The sequence below is a fragment of the Sphingopyxis sp. BE259 genome (assembly GCF_031457495.1).
Taxonomy (GTDB): Bacteria; Pseudomonadota; Alphaproteobacteria; order Sphingomonadales; family Sphingomonadaceae; genus Sphingopyxis.
In genome coordinates this window covers 3,460,922-3,475,662 of the sequence record NZ_JAVDWM010000001.1, presented here as the reverse complement: position 1 = coordinate 3,475,662, position 14,741 = coordinate 3,460,922, and the positions used below count along the sequence as shown (strand labels likewise).

Below are 14,741 nucleotides of genomic sequence, written 5' to 3'. Positions count from 1 at the left end.
GACTTTGTTTCTTCTGAAACCTGTCTAGGCGGCGCGGCGGGGCGGTCAATGGGCCGACATAAAAAGCCCCTCCCCTTCAGGGGAGGGGTTGGGGTGGGGGCTGTCGAGGTTGCACAAGGCCGATGGCCCCCACCCGCTGCGACTAAAGCCAGCAAGCTGGCAAGTCTCGCTGCCCTCCCCTGAAGGGGGGGGCGAAACGGGATCAGTCGGTCAGATCGGCAGGCACCTTGCCACCGTTCGCCGCGAGTTCGCGCATCACCGCCTTGTGCAGCCAGATGTTCATTTCGGCGCTGCCGTCGAGTTCACCCGTGTAACCCAGCTCGGTCGCCAGTTCCTTGCGGTTGGCGAGGCTCGAATCGATGCCGAGCAGTTTCATCAGGTCGACGATCGAGGTGCGCCAGTTGAGGTTTTTGCCCGCCGCCTCGGCGGTCAGGATCGCATCGACATCGACCTCGGCGGGTGGGGCCGCGGCGGCGGCGGCCATTGCGCTGGTCGCGGCGTCGAGTGCGCTGCCTACCGGGTTCGGCGCGGCGGGGGCTGCGGGCTCGGCGGCGACCGCCTTCTTGCCGAAAATCGCGTCCTTGATGCTGCTGAAAATGCCCATGATTTCACTCCCACTAAAGCGCGGCCCAGCCCGGAACGGGCGAGTCGGTTGGCCGCAGGCTAGGACTATGCATTTGAAAATGACAGCCAAATGAACGACTCGTCGCACGCGCCGCTCCTGTTATAGTGATCGGTGCGGGCGCCATGTGATCGGCGCCGGAGTGGGAGCAAGACAGATGAACCTGACCGACATTTTGGCGCAAGCCGGCGGCATCGAATCGATGGCGAAAGAGCTGGGCGTGCCGCCCGCGATAGCAAAGCAGGGCGCCGATGCGCTGCTTCCGGCGATCTTGGGCGGGTTCAAGAAACAGGCGCAGTCGGGCGGCATCGAAGGACTGGGCGGCTTGCTTGGCCAGCTCGGCGGCGGCGGTCTGCTCGATTCGGTGCTGGGGTCGCAGCCGACGCCGGTCAGCCAAGGCAACGACGTGCTGGGCGAGATTTTCGGATCGAAGGATGTCAGCCGCACCGTCGCGGGGCAGGCGGCGAGCCAGACCGGGCTCGATGCGGGACTGCTCAAGAAAATGCTGCCGATCCTGGCGATGATGGTCGCGGGCTATATGGCCAAGCAGGGCGGCCAGCCCGGTGAGAGCGGCGGCGGGCTTTCGGGCGGTTTGGGCGGTATGCTTGGCAATGTGCTGGGCGGCGCGATGGGCGGCGGCACAGCGCCGTCCGCTGGCGGTTTCGGCGGCCTTGGCAAGATGCTCGACATGGACGGCGACGGCAACCCGCTCGACGACATCATGGGGATGGTGAACAAGATGCGGGGGTAACGCCTGTCAAGCGGATCGTCGGTTAACGGCCGATTGTGCACCTAAACCGTCGTCATCCCGGACTTGATCCGGGATCCATCTGCCATTGCCGCTTATGGCGGTGCAAGCGGTCAGGGAGCCCGGATCAAGTCCGGGGTGACGAAGACTTGAGGGCGGCTCCCCACCCACAATGTGATCGGGTCAACTTGTCGGATAAGTCGGCCTATGCCGCCATCAGCCGCAATTCCTCACGGAAATCCTCGTCCACCCCGATGCGGCTTCGCATCGGGGTGACAAGACCATCGGCATCGGCTTCGCCCTCTTCAAACAGCGCGCAGGCTGCTTCGCCGCCGCGCGCCAGACTGTAGCGCGGCGCGACCTTGCCGGTCGGACGAAAGCCCAGCTTGCGCAGCACCGCGCCCGACGCCGGATTGTCGAGGAAATGCCCTGCGGTCAGCTTGGGCAGGTGCATTGCGCGGGCAATGCCCATCAATTGGCGCCCGGCTTCGGTCGCAAAGCCCAGACCCCAATAGGGCCGCGCAATCCAATACCCCAGTTCGGGAGTGCCGGTCTCGTCGGGCTTGATGCCGCAGCCGCCGACCAGCCGCGGAGCGCCGCCGGTGCGGGCAAAGATCAGGAATCGCGGCTGCATGGGGTCGATCGGCTGGCGCAGAAACGCCTGCGCTTCGCTTTCGCCGTAGGGCCACGGCGCGGTGGCCAGGTTACGGACCACGGCCTCTTCGCCGATCGCGCGGGCGAGCGCAGGGGCGTCTTCAAGCCAGCCGGGCCGCAGCAACAATCTTTCGGTACGCGCGAACATGCTTTTAACTCCCAATTGCCGCCGCCCTGACGTCCGATGGTGACGCTTTGACGACAGTCGTTGCAGAGGGAGATGGATGGCCCGATTTTCACGCCTGTCGGCCAAGTCGCCGACAACAGGCAAGAAAAAAGGGAGTCCGGGGGTGACCCGTCTCCCTCTTTTCGAACTTTGTTTCCGCGGCAAGCGGAAAGGACCGTTCCGGGTCATCCCTTGGTGGGCGACCCGTACAAAGTCGTCCGTTATTCGGCGGCTTCCGCCATGGCATCGACCGATACATATTTGCGGCCGAGCTTGCCGTCGTGGAATCGGACATGGCCTTCCGCGGTTGCGAACAGCGTGTGGTCCTTGCCCATGCCGACGTTGACACCCGGATAGACCTTGGTGCCGCGCTGACGCACGATGATGTTGCCGCCGATCACTTCCTGACCACCGAACTTCTTCACGCCAAGGCGGCGGCCGGCTGAGTCGCGACCGTTGCGCGATGAACCGCCTGCTTTCTTATGTGCCATGACTGATGCTCCTTAATTCGTTTGGAGGGGCCGAGCCGCGTTGCCGCGCTCAGGCGTCCTTCTTGGGGGCTGCCTTCTTGGCAGCGGGCTTCTTGGCGGGGGCAGCCTTTTCGGCAGCTTCGGCCTTGGGAGCAGCAGCCTTCTTGGGCGCAGCTTCCTTCTTCGGTGCAGCTTCCTTGGCGGGTGCGGCAGCCTTGGCTTCGGTCGCAGGAGCGGCTTCGGCCTTGGGAGCGGCTTCCTTTTTCGGCGCTGCCTTCTTGGCTTCGCCGACGGCCAGGATACGCAGCAGCGTCAGCGACTGGCGGTGACCGTTGCGACGGCGGTAGTTATGCCGACGGCGCTTCTTGAACACGATGACCTTTTCGCCGCGCGTCTGGGCGATGATTTCGGCCGAAACGACGAGGCCATCGGCGCTCTTCACTTCGCCGCCGTCACCGGCCAGCAGGACGTCGCCGAGCGACACGGTGTCGCCAGCTTCGCCGTCGATCTTTTCAACGGCGATCTTGTCTCCGGCGGCGACGCGATACTGCTTGCCGCCCGTGCGCACGATTGCGAACATGGTCTTCCATCCAATCAAAAAACTAAATCACCCGCGCTACCGACCACCCACCAAAGCAGGCGATTTTTCCGACATGCGGGAAAGTCAGCGCCACTAGCGAGCCAGGCCCGCGCTGTCAACCGCCAAATCCCGTGCTTTTCGCGTGAAAAGCGGGTCGGAAGCCGATTGCACAGGTGCCGCGCCGATTCGGCACTTGCTGCGCCGCCTATGCCCCCATATCAGGGTCGGCGATGAAGCGCATCCTTGTTACCTTACCGCTGGCTCTTGCTACCTCGCTATCGCTGTCGGCCTGTGCCGCGGCGCAGAACAGCGGCGCCCCCTCGCTGGCCAAACGGTCGGTCGAGGGCCGATTCGACGTGGCGCCGCCCGCGGTGGTCGTCACTCCGCCGGGGCCGCTGCCCGCCGATCTGGGCGGCAGGCTCGCACGTTGGGAATCGGATGCCGCCGGGGCGCAGCAAGCCTTTGCCGCCGAACGGAGCGGCGCTGCTTCGCTGGTGTCGGCCGCCGCCGGGGCGCCGGTCGCCAGCGAACGCTGGGTGGTGGCGCAGCAGGCGATCTCGCGTCTGGTTGCCACCCGCGCCCCGCTGACCGGGGCGCTCGCCGACATCGACAGGCTCTATCTGGAACGCAGCGCCGACGAAGCGATCGACGGGCTGCCCGACATCTACGCGCTGCGCGAGCGGCTGGCGGACATGGTGTCGGGGCAGGACGCGGTGCTGGAAGCGCTGAACAGCCAGTTGCCGGGGCAGTAACTCACTTTCGTCACCCCGGACTTGGTTCGGGGTCCATGACTTCAGCGCCGCAGTGGATGCCGGATCAAGCCTGTCCTGAGCCTGCCGGAGGGTCCGGCATGACGATGGATAGCGACAAGTGCATCTATTGATTCAGCCCATGCTTCTTCAACGCATGGCGGATCTGGTCATAACTCAGTCCCAATGCTTCGGCGGCGACCTTCTGGTTAAAGCGGCAGCGTGCCATCGTATCCGATAGGATCTGGCGTTCGTAGGCATCGACCGCGGCGCGCATGTCGCTGACCGCGCCGGTGGGCATCGCGGTTGCCGCAGGCGCGGGGCTGGAGGGCGCCGCGGGTGCACCGGCACTATCCGCGGGCGCTGGCCCCTGGCGCGCGACCGGCTGCCACGGGCTAGCAAACGGATCGAAATTCACCGCATCGACGGGCTTCTCGGGATCGGCCCAGCGATAGATGGCGCGTTCGATGACGTTGCGCAGTTCGCGGACATTGCCCGGCCAGTCATGCCCCTCCATCGCCGCGAGCGCGCGCGGGCCAAAGCCCGGCCATTCTTCCCAGCCGAGCACCGCCGCCATACGCTGGCCAAAATAGGTCGCGAGCACCTCGATATCGCCTTCGCGGGCGCGCAGCGGGGGCAGGGTGATGACCTCGAACGACAGCCGGTCGAGCAAATCGGCCCGGAACCGATTTTCTTCGACCAGCGCCGGCAGATGCTCGTTGGTCGCCGCGACGATGCGGACATCGACGCGGATCGGGCGCGACGATCCGACGCGGGTGACCTCGCCATATTCGACCGCGCGCAGCAACCGTTCCTGCGCCCCCATCGACATCGTCGCCAGTTCGTCGAGAAACAAGGTGCCGCCGTCGGCTTCCTCGAACCGCCCCGCGCGGGTGCGCGTCGCGCCGGTAAACGCGCCGGCCTCGTGCCCGAACAATTCGCTCTCGATCAGCGTCTCGGGCATCGCGGCGCAGTTCAGGATGACATAGGGCCGGTCCCAGCGCGTCGACAGGCGGTGGAGCCGCTCGGCGATCAGTTCCTTGCCGGTCCCGCGCTCGCCGATCACCAGCACCGGGCGATCGAGCGAGGCGGCCAGGCTGGCGCGTTCGACGGCATCCTGAAACGCCGCCGACTGGCCGATGAATTGGGTCTCGCGCTCCATTCCCAATCATTGGCAAAATTTCCCGCTGGTTGGCAAGGCAAATCGCAGCGCGGCGTCGTTTGCGTACCAAAAACCGCAGTTTTGTGAACCTTGGCGTAATTGGCACGGTGTCTGCATTGTTGGAAACGAACCGGGACGAATTGTTCCGGTGCAGCGAAAACCAAGGAAGGTTGACCCATGAAGTCGATGTTTGCCCAAGCCGCCACTTTCGTGCTGAGCACGGCCGGAGCGTTGGCCATCCTCGTCGGTGTGATCGACCAGCCGCAGGTCGCCGCCAGCGTTACCGGCACCCCCGCCGGCCCGCTGGTTGCCGCTGTCATGTCCCCGGCGGTCAGTGCTTTGGCCTGACCGGCACTGGTGCCGGGGCACTCTCCCCCCTTGCCCCGCCCCGGCACCAGCCTTTTTCAAGTCTCAAAAATTTCGATTAGGAGTTTAGTCCAATGGGTATTTTTTCACGAACCCGCGACATCATCGCTGCCAACGTCACCGATCTGCTCGACCGTGCCGAGGATCCGGAAAAGATGATTCGCCAGATCATATTCGAGATGAACGAGACGCTGGTCGAAGTGCGCGCCTCTGCCGCGCGCACGATCGCCGACCAAAAGGAAATGCGCCGCCACATCGCCAAGCTGGAAAGCCTCCAGGACAGCTGGAAGGAAAAGGCCGAACTCGCGCTGTCGAAGGACCGCGAAGACCTGGCCACCGCCGCGCTGGTCGAAAAGCAGAAGGCTGGCGACATGGCCGAACGTCTGAAGAGCGAGATCGCCGTCCTCGACGACGCGCTCAAGGGCTATGAGGACGACATTGCCAAGCTGCAGAAAAAACTCAGCGAAGCGCGCGCCCGCCAGTCGAACGTCTCGACCCGCCTCGAAAGCGCCGAGAACAAGTATAAGCTGCGCGAAATGACCAACGGCGACCGCGTCGAAGATGCCTTCTCGCGTTTCGACATCCTCGAACGCCGCGTCGACGAAGCCGAAGGCCGCGCCGATGCGCTGAACCTGGGTTACAAAAAGTCGCTCGACGAGGAGATTGCCGAGTTGCAGGCCGCCGACAAGGTCGCCGACGAACTCGCCGCGCTGAAGGCCGCGCAAGCAAGCAAGCAATAAGGAACCAGACCGATGGAAGAAATCATCGTTATCCCGATCGTCATCGGAACGCTCTTCCTCGGTCTGCCCTGGCTGATCCTCCACTACATCACCAAGTGGAAACAGGCCAAGACGCTGACCGGAGAGGACGAGCAACTGCTCGACGAATTGTACGACACCGCGCGAAGGCTCGAAAGCCGCCTGCACACCGTCGAACGCATCATCAGCGCCGACCATCCCGACTTCCGCCCCGCGGTGCGTAGCGATGAAGAACTGGCGCAACTCGAAAATACCAGCCGGAGGAATTGAGATGTCTGCCAGCCGCACGAAATTCTACCTCGACAAGCAGAACGCCAAATGGAGCGGCGTGTGCGCCGGGATCGCTGACTACAGCGGCGTCGACGTCCTCTGGGTCCGCGTTGGCGCGGTGCTGCTCACCTTGATGGGCGGCTTTCCCTGGACGCTGATCGCTTACTGGATGATCGCCTGGATGGGCACGCCCAAGCCTTTCGCGCTCTATGGCTCGCGTGAGGAAGCGAAGTTCTGGCAGGGGGTGCGCAGCAATCCGACCGCATCGACCCGCGACATCAAGTCACGCTTCCGCGACATCGACCGCCGTCTGGCCGACATCGAACAATATTACACCAGCCACAACCGCCGTCTCGCCGACGAAATCGACGCCCTCCGGTAATCCGGGGCGTTGAACCGGGCGACATGCAGCGACGCCGGGCGGGCTGGAAGCAACAGGGAGAAGACAGATGAATTTCGGTGGTACCGGTTTCGTCCTCGCCATTATCGCATTGTCGATCGGCGGCTGGATGTTCACCACGTGGATCCGCGCCAAGCACGGCTATCCGATCGAGAATGAGTGGGGCGGCACGGTTCATCGAACCGCCCCCGACGCTGATCGAAAAATCGCGCTGCTGACCGATGACAATGCCAAGCTGGCAGGCCAGGTCAGCCGATTGGAAGAGCGGATTTCGGTGCTCGAACGCATCGCGACAGAAACCAATGGTCAGGCGGCGCAGCTCGCCGACCAGATCGACCGCCTGCGCTGAGGGGAATGACGATGAACGCTGAATTACTAAACGCCATTGCCCCCGCCGCCGCCATCATCGGCGTGCTGACGGTCGCTGGCTGGGTCTTTACCACTTGGCTCCGCGTCAAGAACGGCTACCCGCTCGACGGTGCCTGGGGTCAGGCGGTCTATCCCAAGACCAGTGACGAGGCGATGGAGCGCGTCAAGCTGCTCAGCCAGGAAAACGCCCAGCTGCGCGCCGAACTGGGTTCGGTGAAGGACCGCCTTGCGGTGGTCGAACGCATCGTCACCGACGAAGGCAGCCGGCTGAGCCACGAGATCGAGGCGCTGCGGCGCCCGGCGAACTGAGGAGACCCGTCATGGGCGACGCCATCTGGATACTGATCCCCCTCGCTCCCTTCCTGCTCGCCGGTTTCATCTTCTGGTCGAAGCACCAGCAAAAGATGATCGAGAAGCAGTCCGAAATGACCGCCGAAAAGGCCGCGCAATATGCGGCGGCGACCGAACGACTGGAGCAGCGAGTGCGCGTTCTTGAGCGGATCGTTACCGACAAGGGAATCGACGTCGCCGACGAAATCGAAAAGCTGCGCGACGCCCCGCTGAACTGAAGCAACTATAAAATAATACGGAAGGATCCCCCCATGAACCCGTTTGAAATGGTAATCGGCATTGTCCTGATCGTCACCATCGGCAGCGTCGTCCGCGCCAAATATGGCGTGCGCCGCGACAACAAGGGCAATGAATTTTTCGCCCCCCCGGCCGACACCGGTGAGACCAAGGCGCTGCTCGCCGAAATCCGCGCACTCAAAGATCGCATCCAGGTGCTCGAACGCATCGCCACCGACCACAACCGCGCCGTAACACTCGATGAGGAAATCGAGAAGCTGCGCGACCGGTCGCACTCCTGACGACCCCGACGAAGAAAGGAGCCGAACGATGGCCACCATCACGTCCGATCTTGCCTCCAACCTGATGGTCAGCGCCGTCGCGCTCACCGCGCTGACGATCATGAGCTTGGCGGCGTTGCGCGGCTGGCGCGACTGGATCCAGCTCAAGCGCGAAGAACTCGCCGCGGGACACAGCATCGGCCACGACGCCGCGGTCCCGCACGCCGGATCGCGCATCGAAATTGCCGACCTGAAAGAACGGCTGCGCAAGCTGGAAGCGATTGCCGCGGGAGTGGATTTGTAAGATTTCGTCGCCCCAGCGAAAGCTGGGGCCGCCAGCGGTTTGCGCGGCGAGGAAGGAACAGGTCGACTGCCGCCCCAGCTTTCGCTGGGGCGACGGCAAGGCACTTTCCACGCCCCGCCAAATCTGCCAGTGCCGCCGCCATGCGCAGCCTGACCGACATCCACGACGAATATGACTTTCTCGACGGCGACGATCGCTACCGCCTGCTGATCGAGCTGGGCCGCGAGCTTGAGCCAATGCCCGACGCGCTGAAGACCGATGCGACACTGGTTCGCGGGTGCAGTGCCAGTGTCTGGGTCTATCCGGTGCCCCAGCCCGGCGGTCGCCTGCATTTCCTCGCCGACAGCAACGCCGCGATCACCAAGGGTATCGTCGCGCTCGTCCTTGCCGCAGTGCAGGACAAGTCCGCCGCGGACGTCGCGGACATGGATGTCGCCGCGGCGCTCGCCCCCTTTGACCTCACCCGCCAACTGTCGTCGAACCGCACCCAGGGCGTCCCCAACATGATCGCGCTGGTCCAGGATACCGCCCGCCGCCTCGCTGTGGGCTGAGCCGCCGCGCGCCGCGTTCGCCGCGCAGCATGGTTCGACGCACACGAAAAAGGGCGCGGGAGTTGCCTCCCGCGCCCTTTTTCTTGACGGTCTGACCGGTGATCAGAATTCGTAAGACACACCGACCTTCAGGCGCCACACCGACGACGACACGTTGATGCCGTTGTCGGTATCAAAGCTCGCCAGGCCATTGGCGTTGGTGAAGATGTAGCGGCCCTGGGCATCGACACCGCTGACGGTGGCAATGTCCTGACGACCGGCAAAGTCACGGCGGCGCTGGACGTTCCAGTCCTGATCCAGGAAGTTCAGGAAGTTATCCATCGTCGCATACAGCTTGATCTTGTCCTTGCGGCCGAACAGGTGGCCCGGTCCCGGCAGTTCCTGCGACAGCGACAGATCGACGTCGAAATACCAGTCGTTCGAGCACGTGTTGCGCTCGATCGTCTGACCCAGATATTTCTTGGCGCAACCCAGGCTGCTCGCGAAATCGGCGACCGTCTGGGCAACCCCGGCGGTCGACGACGGCGAGACGTTGGGATCGTTGGCGCCGGTCGGGATATAGAGCAGCGCGTTTTCGGTCCCCGACGCATTGTCGTTGAACACCGAACCGCCGCTGAAGGTCAGGCTGTACGGACGGCCCGAACGCGCGACGAAAGTGATCCCCAGGCGCGTGCCCAGATCTTCGAAGAAGGTTTCTTCGAACGACGACGACACCGAGAAATTGTGCTTGCTGTTGTAGAAGCCACGCGATGCCGCCGGATTCTGGCGGTCGAATGCCGACGTCAGATCGTAGTTCGACCCGGCGGTCGAATTGTACATGTTCCGGCGGTCCTGCGAGTCCGAATAGGAATAGCCGAAGCTGAAGTAAGCCGAGCCACCTTCGGTGATGATGCCGCCGTCGAAATTCTTCGACAGCAGGAACGATGCCGAATGGCTGCGGAAGCTGCCGCCGTTGGTCAGCATCAGTTCGTCTTCGCGCGCCGTGGTAAAGCAGGGTGCGGTCACGCCGGTGTAGATCGGGGTCGGCGTGATGCCCGTCAACTGCGCGCTACAGCCTGCGTTGAGCGGGTCGATCGTCGTGTAGAGCGGGCGACCGTCGATCGCAAAGCCAGCGAGACCGCGGCGAATGTCGGGAACCTGCGTCAGGTCGACGATCGTGTAGGCGTCGCGGTATTTGCTGTAGATATAGTCGAGGTTGAGGTTCCAGCCGCTGAAGAAGCCGCTCGGAGCAAAATTCAGCTCCGACGAGAACCCGATGTTGGCGCGCAGCACCGACGGGATCTTGATGTTCGGATCGATCGACTGGGTAAAGCCTTGGCTGGCCGATGCGGTCGCCGACGCCGCCTGCTGGAAGCAGGTGGGAACGCCGGTGAACTGGCCGTTCACGACAACGTCGATCTGGCCGGTCGGGCAGCCCGCCGCCTGGGTCGAACCCAGCGCAAAGGCGCTGCCGTCGTTCTGGAAGGCGTTGCCGAACCACACAACCGGATCGCCGCCGGAGAAGATGCCGACCCCGGCGCGCAGCTGCGCGCGGCTGAACACCGCAAAATCGTTCATGTCATAGGTCAGCGCGAGGCGGGGCATCACGATCGGGGCAAGATTGCTGAACCCCGTCGTGTTGGTGATCCCGTAACGACGCTGGAACACCGGGTTATAGTCGGGCTGGCCGCCCGAATACCAATCGACGCGCACGCCGGCGACCGCGCTCAGCGCGTCGGTAACCTGCCATTCGTCCTGCGCGAACACCGAATAGAGGTTACGCGTGAACTGGGCTGCAGCGCTGTTGATATCGCCGGTGGCGGTGACATTGCCGAACGCGCCTTCGGTTGCACCGCTGATGACATTGGCCGGGGTCGTGCTGGTCTGGTTGTTGCCGGTGCCCGGCGACAGCAGGCCGGCCTGCAGGTCGGCGAGGTTGCGGAACACCAGGGTGCCGGTCGCGTTCTGAACGAACAGGTTGAACAGGTTGGCGCGGTTAAGCTCAGCGCCGATCTTCAGCGTGTGATTGCCGAAATCGAGCTTGCCGACCGCACGATATTGATCGATTTCGGTCTTCAGGTCGTTCGCCGAACGTGACGTGCCCGGGCCTGCCAGGACCGCGCCGTCGATACCGGTCGCATTGTCGATGCCGACAATGATGCGCGGGATCGGATCGCCCGACTGGGCTTCGCCGCCGCCTACCGGATCCTGCAGATCCTGCACTTCCGAGCGCGAATAGCGGAGCTCGGTCGAGAAGATATCGCTCCACTGCGAATACAGACGACCCGAATAATAGTTCGACTTGGTGCCGCTGAGGTAAAAGGTGTTGAGGCCGACGGCCTGCGGCGAGTTGCCGGTGAACAGATCGTCGGCGCGGATCACCGATTCTTCGAGGCGCTGATAGGTGGCTTCAAAGCGATGATCGTCGTTGATCTGCCAGTCGAGACGGCCAAAATAGCGATCGTTCTTGAACGGACGATTGGTGACCAGCGGTCCGGTTTCGACGCCATAGACGCTGCTCAGCACATCGGAGATGGCGTTGAACTGATCGACGCTGATACCGGTCTGCGGATTGGCAAAGCCAGCGCCGGTCGGGCCGTCGTCCTGCGACTGGCCGGCTTCCTGATGCTCATAGGCACCAAAGATGAACAGGCGATCCTTGATGATCGGGCCGCCGGCCCACACGCCCCAACGCTTTTCCGGTTCGATCGGAGCGACCGGGCGTCCCTTGACGCTGTCACCGCGCAGGTCGGCGTCCGAATATTCGAAGAAACCGCCGAAACGATAATCGTTGGTGCCCGACTTGGTGACGACGTTGATCGCGCAGCCGGTGAACTGGCCATAATCGACGTCGAACGGGGCGAACTGGACCTGCGTTTCGCGGATCCCGTCATAGGGCAGCGGGGTCGAGCTGCGCGACGAAAAGCCGGTGTCGTTCAGGCCGTAAACGTCGCCCTGGCTGATGCCGTCGACGGTGAAGGCGTTGCCGCGGTCGTTGCCGCCAAGGCACGAGATGCGATCGACGCCCGAACCGCCATCGTCACGGTCGAGGCTGACGCGCGGGTCGATGCGGATGATGTCGCGCACGTCGCGGTTGAAGCTGGGGGCATTGGCCAGGACTTCGCTGGTAAAGCTGGTGCCTGGGCCGACCGCAAGCTGGGTGACGCGAACGCGGCTGCCGGTGACGACGATTTCGCCGCCGCCCGACGACAGCGAGAAGGTCAACGAGGTGTTGCCCTGCAGCGTCGTGTAGACATCGGCGAGCGACTGGCCTTCATAGGCGCCGGCGTTGGCCGACACGCTGTAGGGACCGCCGGTGGTCAGTCCGGTCGCGTTGAAGCGGCCGTCGGCGCCGGTCGTGATCGTGCGCTCGGCGCCGGTGCGGGTGTCGGTAATGACGACCGTCGCGCCGCCGATCGGCGCGCCGTTGTCGTCATTGACCTGGCCTTCGATGCCGGTGGTGATCTGCTGCGCCTGGGCGGGTGCCGCGACGACGGTCGCGACGCTGATCGCCATCAGACTGGCGGCGATCGAATAACGAAGTTTCATGGATGTCCCCTTGGTGTGGTGTCGTTCGGCAGGCGCGCGAAACGGGGCGCGCAAGTCTTGCGAGCGCCCCTGAAGCCCGCATGTGGCACGATTGTGACAGCTATTGTGACAGTGCAAGCGGCGCGGGGCGAAAGCTGGCGCGAAAGGTCAAAAAATCGCGAATTTGCGTAAGATCCCGGGATTTATCCACAGGCGCGGCTGCGCTTTTCCCGGCTACTGTTGCTGCAATGCAACAATTTTCATGGGCGCAGTCGGTCGAGTCGCTGTTTTCCTGTCGCGATTCAGCGCGCCGCGGGCAGGGCGCCAAGCTGGACCGCGCCGATCGCGGCGGCGGTGCGCGCGAGCGTCTCGGGCGTCGGCGGCGAGGGCATGGTGGCGCGAATCTTGATCAGCCATTCGCCGCGCTTGACCACATAATATCCGGTTTTCAGGCTACGTTCGCCCAGCCGCCCGTCGAACCAGCCGCTGTGCAGGCCGTCGGCGCGCACGGCCATGCCCGCGGGCATCAACGCCGGGGTGGCGGCAAAGGTGTTGGTGATCGCCGCCACAACGTCGGCGGCGGTCTGTGCGATACTCTCGCCGTTTGCCGGATAGGCATAGAGATCGACCCAGGCATCGCCCGCGGCGCCGCCGTCCACGGTATATTGGACCGACACGTCGCCGGGCCCGAACACGGTCACCTTGCGCGCCGGCATGTCGCCGAGGCTGCTGGGAAAGACATAGCTCGATCCGACGTGGCGAAAGCGTTCGCCGTCGCGCTGGACATCGGCCGAATCGACGACATCAGCCACCAGGGTCGTCACCGGTTCGGCGTGGACCGGCGCGGCAATGAACAGGGCGATACCGGCAGCAAAGGCGAGCGGCAGCGCCCGGCGCATCAGGCGGCGTCGCCCGCCGCTTCTTTCGCCTTGTCGGCATAGACGCGCACCGGGTCCTTGCGGCCCTCGACGACATCCTTGTCGACGACGATTTCAACGACGTCGGTCAGGTCGGGCAGGTCGAACATGGTGTCGAGCAGGATCGCCTCGACGATCGAGCGCAGCCCGCGCGCGCCGGTCTTGCGTTCGATCGCTTTCTTGGCGACCGCAACCAGCGCATCGTCGGTAAAGGTCAGCACGACCTCTTCCAGATCGAACAGCTTGCGATATTGCTTCACCAGCGCATTCTTGGGCTCACCCAGGATCTTTACAAGCGCGTCGATGTCGAGATCCTCGAGCGTCGCGATCACCGGCAGGCGGCCGACGAATTCAGGGATCAGGCCAAATTTCAGCAGATCTTCGGGCTCGATATTCTTCAGCACTTCGCCCATGCGGCGCTCGTCAGGCCCGGCGACATGCGCACCGAAACCGATCGACTTGCCCTGCAGGCGGTCGCCGATGATTTTTTCAAGGCCGCTGAACGCACCGCCCGCGATGAACAGGATGTTCGTCGTGTCGACCTGCAGGAATTCCTGCTGCGGATGCTTGCGCCCGCCCTGCGGCGGCACCGACGCGGTGGTGCCTTCCATCAGCTTGAGCAGCGCCTGCTGCACACCTTCGCCCGACACGTCGCGGGTGATCGACGGATTTTCGGCCTTGCGGCTGATCTTGTCGATCTCATCGATATAGACGATGCCGCGCTGCGCCTTTTCGACGTTGTAGTCGGACGACTGGAGCAATTTCAGGATGATATTCTCGACATCCTCGCCGACATAACCCGCTTCGGTCAGCGTCGTCGCGTCGGCCATGGTGAAGGGCACGTCGAGGAAGCGGGCGAGCGTCTGCGCGAGCAGCGTCTTGCCGCTGCCGGTCGGGCCGACGAGCAGAATGTTCGATTTCGCCAGTTCGACATCGTCGCCGCGGCCACTGTTCGCGAGGCGCTTGTAATGATTGTGTACCGCGACCGACAGCACGCGCTTGGCGGTGTTCTGGCCGATGACATAGGCGTCGAGATGCTGACAGATTTCCAGCGGCGTCGGCACCGCGCCATCCTTGCGCGCCGCGACCCCACCCTTGATCTCTTCGCGGATGATGTCGTTGCACAGCTCGACACATTCGTCGCAGATGAACACGGTCGGTCCGGCAATCAGTTTGCGGACTTCGTGCTGCGACTTGCCGCAGAAGGAGCAATATAGGGTGCTCTTGCTGTCCGAGCCGCTCAATTTCGTCATAAAACTTCCTCTGGCAGGCGCCGAAATGGCGGTGCCGTCCTTATCCT

The 14,741-nt window shown here is 63.7% G+C and carries 20 protein-coding genes; 12 read left to right on the top strand and 8 right to left on the bottom strand.

The window, feature by feature from the left end:
- Positions 1–202: 202 nt before the first annotated feature.
- Positions 203–604 (bottom strand): DUF3597 domain-containing protein, encoded by a 402-nt coding sequence (locus J2X44_RS16650; RefSeq protein WP_310086556.1) that lies wholly within the window; start codon positions 602–604, stop codon positions 203–205.
- Positions 605–779: 175 nt separating this feature from the next.
- Here J2X44_RS16650 and J2X44_RS16645 point away from each other — a divergent pair, with 175 nt between their 5' ends.
- Positions 780–1,373, top strand: a complete 594-nt coding sequence (locus J2X44_RS16645; protein ID WP_310086553.1) for a DUF937 domain-containing protein — start codon at positions 780–782, stop codon at positions 1,371–1,373.
- Between the two features lie 202 nt (positions 1,374–1,575).
- Here the strand turns inward: J2X44_RS16645 and J2X44_RS16640 are convergent, their stop codons facing one another.
- The 3 genes from J2X44_RS16640 to rplU form a co-directional block, all read right to left on the bottom strand.
- Positions 1,576–2,172, bottom strand: a complete 597-nt coding sequence (locus tag J2X44_RS16640) for a GNAT family N-acetyltransferase (RefSeq protein ID WP_310086548.1) — start codon at positions 2,170–2,172, stop codon at positions 1,576–1,578.
- Between the two features lie 239 nt (positions 2,173–2,411).
- Positions 2,412–2,681, bottom strand: coding sequence for a 50S ribosomal protein L27 (rpmA, locus tag J2X44_RS16635; RefSeq protein ID WP_039577112.1), 270 nt, complete (start codon positions 2,679–2,681; stop codon positions 2,412–2,414).
- 49 nt (positions 2,682–2,730) lie between these two features.
- Positions 2,731–3,240, bottom strand: a complete 510-nt coding sequence (gene rplU, locus J2X44_RS16630) for a 50S ribosomal protein L21 (protein ID WP_310086541.1) — start codon at positions 3,238–3,240, stop codon at positions 2,731–2,733.
- Positions 3,241–3,470: 230 nt separating this feature from the next.
- On the opposite strand from rplU, the gene J2X44_RS16625 reads away from it, so the two are divergent.
- Positions 3,471–3,992, top strand: a complete 522-nt coding sequence (locus J2X44_RS16625; protein WP_310086538.1) for a hypothetical protein — start codon at positions 3,471–3,473, stop codon at positions 3,990–3,992.
- 124 nt (positions 3,993–4,116) lie between these two features.
- Here the strand turns inward: J2X44_RS16625 and pspF are convergent, their stop codons facing one another.
- Positions 4,117–5,151 (bottom strand): phage shock protein operon transcriptional activator, encoded by a 1,035-nt coding sequence (pspF, locus tag J2X44_RS16620; RefSeq protein WP_310086536.1) that lies wholly within the window; start codon positions 5,149–5,151, stop codon positions 4,117–4,119.
- Between the two features lie 177 nt (positions 5,152–5,328).
- On the opposite strand from pspF, the gene J2X44_RS16615 reads away from it, so the two are divergent.
- The 10 genes from J2X44_RS16615 to J2X44_RS16570 all read left to right on the top strand — a co-directional run bounded on the left by J2X44_RS16615 (position 5,329) and on the right by J2X44_RS16570 (position 9,017).
- Positions 5,329–5,499, top strand: coding sequence for a hypothetical protein (locus J2X44_RS16615; protein ID WP_310086533.1), 171 nt, complete (start codon positions 5,329–5,331; stop codon positions 5,497–5,499).
- 92 nt (positions 5,500–5,591) lie between these two features.
- Positions 5,592–6,257: a phage shock protein PspA gene (pspA, locus tag J2X44_RS16610; RefSeq protein WP_310086531.1), complete on the top strand. Its 666-nt coding sequence runs from the start codon at positions 5,592–5,594 to the stop codon at positions 6,255–6,257.
- A 12-nt stretch (positions 6,258–6,269) separates the two neighbouring features.
- Positions 6,270–6,545 (top strand): envelope stress response membrane protein PspB, encoded by a 276-nt coding sequence (gene pspB, locus J2X44_RS16605; protein ID WP_310086529.1) that lies wholly within the window; start codon positions 6,270–6,272, stop codon positions 6,543–6,545.
- Between the two features lies 1 nt (position 6,546).
- Positions 6,547–6,927, top strand: a complete 381-nt coding sequence (gene pspC / locus J2X44_RS16600; protein ID WP_310086527.1) for an envelope stress response membrane protein PspC — start codon at positions 6,547–6,549, stop codon at positions 6,925–6,927.
- A gap of 67 nt (positions 6,928–6,994) precedes the next feature.
- A complete protein-coding gene (locus tag J2X44_RS16595; RefSeq protein ID WP_310086526.1) occupies positions 6,995–7,294 on the top strand; it encodes a hypothetical protein in 300 nt (99 codons plus the stop codon).
- Positions 7,295–7,299: 5 nt separating this feature from the next.
- Positions 7,300–7,623: a hypothetical protein gene (locus J2X44_RS16590; RefSeq protein ID WP_405053382.1), complete on the top strand. Its 324-nt coding sequence runs from the start codon at positions 7,300–7,302 to the stop codon at positions 7,621–7,623.
- A gap of 11 nt (positions 7,624–7,634) precedes the next feature.
- A complete protein-coding gene (locus tag J2X44_RS16585; RefSeq protein WP_310086521.1) occupies positions 7,635–7,883 on the top strand; it encodes a hypothetical protein in 249 nt (82 codons plus the stop codon).
- 33 nt (positions 7,884–7,916) lie between these two features.
- Entirely contained in the window at positions 7,917–8,183 is a 267-nt protein-coding gene (locus tag J2X44_RS16580) for a hypothetical protein (protein WP_310086519.1), read from the top strand.
- Positions 8,184–8,211: 28 nt separating this feature from the next.
- The gene (locus J2X44_RS16575) at positions 8,212–8,466 is read left to right on the top strand and encodes a hypothetical protein (protein ID WP_405053381.1); all 255 of its coding nucleotides are present in this window, start codon (positions 8,212–8,214) and stop codon (positions 8,464–8,466) included.
- Positions 8,467–8,606: 140 nt separating this feature from the next.
- Positions 8,607–9,017, top strand: a complete 411-nt coding sequence (locus tag J2X44_RS16570) for a SufE family protein (RefSeq protein ID WP_310086516.1) — start codon at positions 8,607–8,609, stop codon at positions 9,015–9,017.
- A gap of 102 nt (positions 9,018–9,119) precedes the next feature.
- Here the strand turns inward: J2X44_RS16570 and J2X44_RS16565 are convergent, their stop codons facing one another.
- The 3 genes from J2X44_RS16565 to clpX form a co-directional block, all read right to left on the bottom strand.
- Positions 9,120–12,545: a TonB-dependent receptor gene (locus J2X44_RS16565; RefSeq protein ID WP_310086513.1), complete on the bottom strand. Its 3,426-nt coding sequence runs from the start codon at positions 12,543–12,545 to the stop codon at positions 9,120–9,122.
- A 281-nt stretch (positions 12,546–12,826) separates the two neighbouring features.
- Positions 12,827–13,423, bottom strand: a complete 597-nt coding sequence (locus tag J2X44_RS16560; protein ID WP_310086510.1) for a hypothetical protein — start codon at positions 13,421–13,423, stop codon at positions 12,827–12,829.
- Complete coding sequence (gene clpX / locus J2X44_RS16555) at positions 13,423–14,694, bottom strand: ATP-dependent Clp protease ATP-binding subunit ClpX (RefSeq protein ID WP_310086508.1); 1,272 nt, start codon at positions 14,692–14,694, stop codon at positions 13,423–13,425. Before clpX ends, J2X44_RS16560 begins: the two co-directional genes overlap by 1 nt.
- Positions 14,695–14,741: the final 47 nt, after the last annotated feature.